This window comes from Lyngbya sp. CCY1209 (assembly GCF_055795065.1).
Window position 1 is genome coordinate 1 of the sequence record NZ_JAYFER010000180.1, and the last position, 5,929, is coordinate 5,929.

The following is a 5,929-nucleotide window of genomic DNA, read 5'->3' on the forward strand; positions in this document are numbered from 1 at the left end:
TGAGGCGATCGCAAAAAGGAAAATTGCCGGAGGGCGAATGCCATTCGCCCCTACATTTTTGTGTCCGCCGTGTAGGCAGTATGGTGCGTTCCCTTTTGTTATTTTAAAATTATCGTGGCATCGTTCAAATTCATTTTTTTCGTGCTTAAAATATGGAACCTGAAGACATTGCATTTATTGAAAAGTCTTTAAACTACACCTTTAAAAATAAGGACTTATATCAAATCCGGTTATTCAGCCGCACCAACTCCCCAATCATCGACCGATGATTTGAGCGGGTAGGGGCGCAAGGCTTGCGCCCTCCGGAATTGATTCCCAAGCGGTCTCAATATCCAACCCGTTTTTTTCCCGGCATTCAACCGGATTTGATATTAAAAACCAATCAATTCTCCGTGTCCTCTGTGCCTGGAGTGATGAAATCTTCCAAATCTCGAACACCAAAAAACCCGGCTTCCCAACCAGAAACCGGGTTTCCCAATCATTCAAATCAATAGCCGCCGGTTTCCTCTTCATACTCCGGCATCTTCTTCTTCTCGGGGATGTTCACCCGTGGCGCCTTGTAGGGTCGGGGCGTCTCGTCGTCCGCCCAGGCATCCGACTCCACGTCGTCCTCGTACTCGTACTCATACTCCCGAGCGTACAGCCGCTCCTGGCGGGGCGGTTCCACGGGGACGTATTCCGCCTCTTCGTACTCGTCGGGCTCCGCGTCGCCCCAGTTGTCATCCTCATAATCATCGTAAACCGGCTCCGGTTGCTGCACCACCGGGGCGGCGATGGGTTCTTCCCAGGTTTCCTGCTCCTCCCAGGCCTCCTCCACCGGTTCCGGGGTGCGGTACTGCTGCTGGGGCGCCGCCTGGGTGACACCGGTGCCCAACTGGTTGGCGGGTTTGACCGTCGGCGGGTAGTACATCCCCTCCTCTTCCTTCTCCCAGGGGGCTTCGCCGAGGCCCAAACGCTCCAGGACGCCCACCGTCAGTTGTTGCAACTGATCCTCGGACCCCTCGAATACGATCAGGCGGTTCGGGCCGCTGCTGACGATCGCATCGATGGACAGTTCGTAGGTGCTGATCACCTGGTCGGGAATTTGTGGAAAACCGAGGGAGGCGATGATCAGCGACTCCAACCTCCCGTCCCGGGTGTCGAACCGGAAACCCCGCACCCGGCCGAGGGGTTCCCCCGTCTCCGTGATCACTTCGCTGTTGATTAAATCGCTGTACCCTTCAATATCAACGTCATCTTCAAGAACCCGCTCGTCATCCACCAAGATCACGTCGCCGATCTCACAGACTCTGTTGAGATACATATATTTGGGCAGTCCAGCCACGGCCAGAAAATTGTCTTTTAACCCGATCGCGACGATTTCTCGCCGGTCCACATCGACCCAAAGTTGGCTGACCACTCCCAGCCGCTTGCCTCTGTCGCGGGTAATGACTTGAGTACCGAGAAGATCGGAACGTTGGCGGATATGTTCAGATGTCATGCTAGGCAGAATCTAATTCCAAATTAGACATACATATTACTTTACAATCCAGTTCGGGAACAGTCCCGACGGATTGGTTGAATTGGGGGTTACTATAACTTAAGACCGAGAACCTGAGTATAGGCTCCCCTGGCTTGAGTGACCCCGATCGTGCGCTCTGATGCTTCCATCATCGGCCGGCGCAAGCTGACCACAATAAATTGAGCTTGCTCTGCTTGTTGTTTTATCATTTTAGCTAATCGTTCCACATTTGCCCCGTCGAGGAACATATCCACCTCGTCGAAGGCGTAGAATGGCGACGGGCGGTAGCGCTGGAGGGCGAAAATGAAACTCAGGGCCGTCAGGGACTTTTCCCCCCCGGACATGGACGCCAACCGCTGCACGGGTTTCCCCTTCGGGTGGGCGATCAAATTCAACCCGCTGCTGAAGGGTTCCTCCGGATCGTCGATTTCCAGATAGCCGTCCCCCTCCGAAAGGGTGGCGAAAATGGTTTGGAAATTCTCGTTCACCGCGTCGAAGGCCTCCTGGAACGCCCGCCGCCGCAGGGTGGTGAAATTCTCGATCCGCAGCAGCAATTCCGTCCGCTCCCCCTCCAATGTCGCCAACTTCTGGCTCAACTCGTCCAGGCGGGCCTGGGTGCGCTCGTACTCCTCCAGAGCCAGCATATTCACCGGTTCGAGGGCTTCCATGCGCTTTTGCAGGGATTTGATGTCCCGCTGCACCGCCGCCAGGTCGGTATTTTTCGGCACCGAGGGCAGGGGATCGGGGAGTTCGGCCTTTTGGGTTTCCAACTGTTCCTGTTTGATCGCCAGTTGCTCCCGCCGTCCCTGCTGGGTTTCCTGCAATTTCTGGATCTGCCATTCGAGCTGCTGTTTGGCCAGGTGCATTTCCCGCAAATCGGCTTCGGCCCGATCGCGCTGTATTTTCTCCTCCCCCAGCCGTTCCTCGACTTCGGCCATCGAGGCGCGGGTTTTGGCGATCTGTTCGGCCACCGCCGCGAGGCGGGTGCGAATATCTGCCAATTGGTGGGTGAGGGTGTCTTGCTGTCGGCGATATTCTGCCAACCGGCGATCATCGCCCTGCAATTTTTCCTGCAACCGCTGCTGCTGGGTGTCGAGTTCGATCAGGTGGCGATCGACTGCCGCCAGGGCGGTTTCCTTGGCTTGCAGGTCCGCTTCCTGGCCGCGGAGGGTGGCCTGCATCTGCTGCCATTCGCTGTGGCTGTGGGCGGCTTCGAGTTGGGCGAGGGTGTCGCGATCGCGCTCCAGTTCCTTTTCCTGGCTGGGGATGGTGGTTTCCAGGGTTGTCAGCCGTTCCGCCGCCTGCCGAAATTCTGCACTCCCGGCTTCAAATTGCGATCGCACCTGTTCCGTCTGGGTGGTGAGGTTGACGATGATCCCTTCCAGTTGGGACACCCGCTGCTGGGCGTCCCGCAAATTCTGTCTGGCGTCGATGAGTTCGAGCGATCGCGCCTTGGCCTCCTGGGCTCCCTCCGCGATCGCCTGGGTGCAGCGGGTCAAAATCCGCTCGATCTCCGACAACCGCTCCTTCAAAGCCGCGATCGCCCGGGCCTCCGCGCTCACCTCGTCGTCCACCGTGCCGAAGTGCAGAGTCGATCGCGAACTGGCACTCCCCCCCGTCATCGCGCCGCTGGCCTCCAACAGTTCCCCGTCCAGCGTCACCATCCGGTACTGTCCCAAATGGCGGCGGGCATTTTCCAGGGTATTAAATACCAGCGTACCGCCGAAAACGTAGGCGAAAATATCGTTGTAGCGCGGATCGCACTCGATCAAATTCACCGCCAGATCGATCATCCCTTCGAGCGATCGCATCGTGGCGAAATTGGGCAGTCCCCCCCGCCCGGGGCGAATTTTATTCAGGGGCAGAAACGTCGCCCGCCCCCCCCTCTGCCGTTTCAGCAGTTCGATCGCTTCCGCCGCCACCCGGTCATTTTCCACCACCAGATGTCCCATCCGGCCCCCAGCGGCAATTTCCAAGGCCAGTTGATATTGAGGTTCCACCCGCCCCAACTGGCACACCAGGCCGCACACACCCTCCAAACTCGCCTTTTTGATTGTTTGGGTGGCGTTGGTCCCCGTCGCCTCTTGCTGGGCCTGCTGTTGGGCTTCCAGGCGATCGAGTTTGCGCTGCCGCTCCCGCTGTTCTTCTAACAACCGGGCCTGGGTTTCCTGCTGCAACTGCAACTCGTCCTCCACCGCCGCCACGGTGCGTCCCAAGGCGTCCGCCTGGGTTGCCATTGCGTCCCGGGTTGCGATCGCCGTTTTCAACTCCTGCTGTTTGCTCGTCAGTTCCCGCCGCAGGCTGATTAAAGCCTCTTCCCGCTCCAAATTTTGCCGCTGCAACTGTTCGGAACGCTCCCGCAGTCGCGCCCGTTCGGTGCGCTGGGGGTCGAGGCTTTTTTGCAGGGTTTCGATTTTGCGGTGCAGTTCCGTCTGCTGCACCATCCAGGTTTCCGCCTGGGACGCCACCTGTTCGGTCGCTTCCCGGGTGCGGTTGACGAGGGCTAGGGCCCCATCGCGATCGCCCCGCCGCCGTTCCTGTAACGCCAATTCCTCGGTTTTCTGCCGTTCCAAATTGGCTAAAGTTTCCCGGTGCTGCCGTACTTCCGCCTCCGTCTCCCGGATCTGCCCCGTCACCTGCTGGGCGGCCGTTTCCAGTTCCCGCCGCCGCTGTTGCAGTTGGTTGCGTTCGGCCTCTTCTGTCGCCAGGGTGGATTGCAAATTCAGCAATTCCTCCTCCCCCATCGCCTTGACTCGGGCGTTGAGGGCCTCCAGTTCGGTGGTGGCTCGGGTAATTTCAGTTTGCCGATGTTGCAGTTGTTCGGTTAAATCAGTATAGGAGCGATCGCCCGCCTCGATCTGTTCCCGCAGGCGCCAGACTTGATTTTGCAACGTCTGATAATTCAGGACGGCCTCCCACTGGCTTTTTTCCTGAAATTCCGCCCGCAATTGTTGGTATTTTTCCGCCTTGGCGCGGTCTTTGGCCAAGCGATCGCGCTGGACGATCAATTCCTGTTCGACGATGCGGCTCCGTTCTTCCCGCTCTTTGACGGTATCGAGTTTTTCCCGGGCCAGGACGATTTTGCGATCGAATTGGGCCACTCCCGCCAGTTCGTCGATGATCTCCCGCCGTTCCCGGGCTTTCATGGTGATGATGCCGGTGACGTCCCCCTGCAACACGACGTTGTAGCCTTCGGGGTAAATCCGCAAGTTATTGAGTTGTTCGTGCAGTTCGGTTTGGGTGCAGGGTTCCCCGTTCATATAATAGGTGGAGGTGTAGGTGCCCTGTTTCGTCACCCGCAGTTTTCGCGTCACGCTCCATTCGTCGGTGGGGAGGATGAAGCGATCGCCCTCTTCCTCGGAGTCGGTTTCGCTGTCGGAATCTCCGCTATTTTCGGTATCGTCAATTTCAGTATCCGCCGCGATCGCCCCATTTCCGTTGCCGCCGTTGCCGTTCTCCCCGTAGTCCGGTTCCCCCACCACCAGGTCCGACAGGTCAAACGTCACGGTGACGCGGGTTTCGACGGTGGATTTCCGGCTTTGGGCGTTGTTGACCAGATCGGGAAGGCGTTCGGCCCGCATCCCCTTGGAGGAGGACAAACCCAGGGCGAACAGCAGGGCGTCGAGGATGTTGGATTTGCCCGATCCGTTCGGCCCGGATACGACCGTAAACCCCGGCAGCAGCGGAATGTCCGTCGTGCCGCCGAAGGATTTGAAGTTGGTCAGTTCCACGCGCTTGATGTGAACCATTGAGGCTGTGTGACTGGGTTTGAACGGGTCGGGTTGATCTTCTCATCAGGGTAGCACAGCGATCGCGGTTTTCAGAGGGGACTTGAGCATCTCAGGCCCCCTAAATCCCCCAACTTTGGGGGACTTTGAGCGTCGGGTTCTCCCCCAGACTCGGCCCCCTAAATCCCCCAACTGTGGGGGACTCGGCCCCCTAAATCCCCCAACCTTGGGGGACTCGGCCCCCTAAATCCCCCAACTGTGGGGGACTCGGCCCCCTAAATCCCCCAACTGTGGGGGACTCGGCCCCCTAAATCCCCCAACTGTGGGGGACTTTGCCCCCTAAATCCCCCAACTGTGGGGGACTTTGCCCCCTAAATCCCCCAACTGTGGGGGACTTGGCCCCCTAAATCCCCCAACTTTGGGGGACTTGGCCCCCTAAATCCCCCAACTGTGGGGGACTTTGAGCATCGGGTTCCCCCCCAGAATTAGCCCCCTAAATCCCCCAACTTTGGGGGACTTTGAGCATCGGGTTCCCCCCAGAATTAGCCCCCTAAATCCCCCAACTTTGGGGGACTTTGAGCATCGGGTTCCCCCCAGAATTGGGGGGCTAGGGGGGCGAGTCACTTACGAGAAAAGGACGAGAGCTTGAAAGCCGTGTCTTTTTAAAGCACGGATGAAAAGCGAACGGCGACTTCAGTCG

The 5,929-nt window shown here is 58.3% G+C and carries 2 protein-coding genes; both read right to left on the bottom strand.

Annotation, left to right across the window (positions count from 1 at the left end; translation table 11 throughout):
* Positions 1-487: 487 nt before the first annotated feature.
* Complete coding sequence (locus tag AC0QHF_RS02775; RefSeq protein ID WP_324702656.1) at positions 488-1,480, bottom strand: PRC-barrel domain-containing protein; 993 nt, start codon at positions 1,478-1,480, stop codon at positions 488-490.
* 92 nt (positions 1,481-1,572) lie between these two features.
* Entirely contained in the window at positions 1,573-5,250 is a 3,678-nt protein-coding gene (smc, locus tag AC0QHF_RS02780) for a chromosome segregation protein SMC (protein ID WP_324702657.1), read from the bottom strand.
* Positions 5,251-5,929 lie beyond the last annotated feature (679 nt).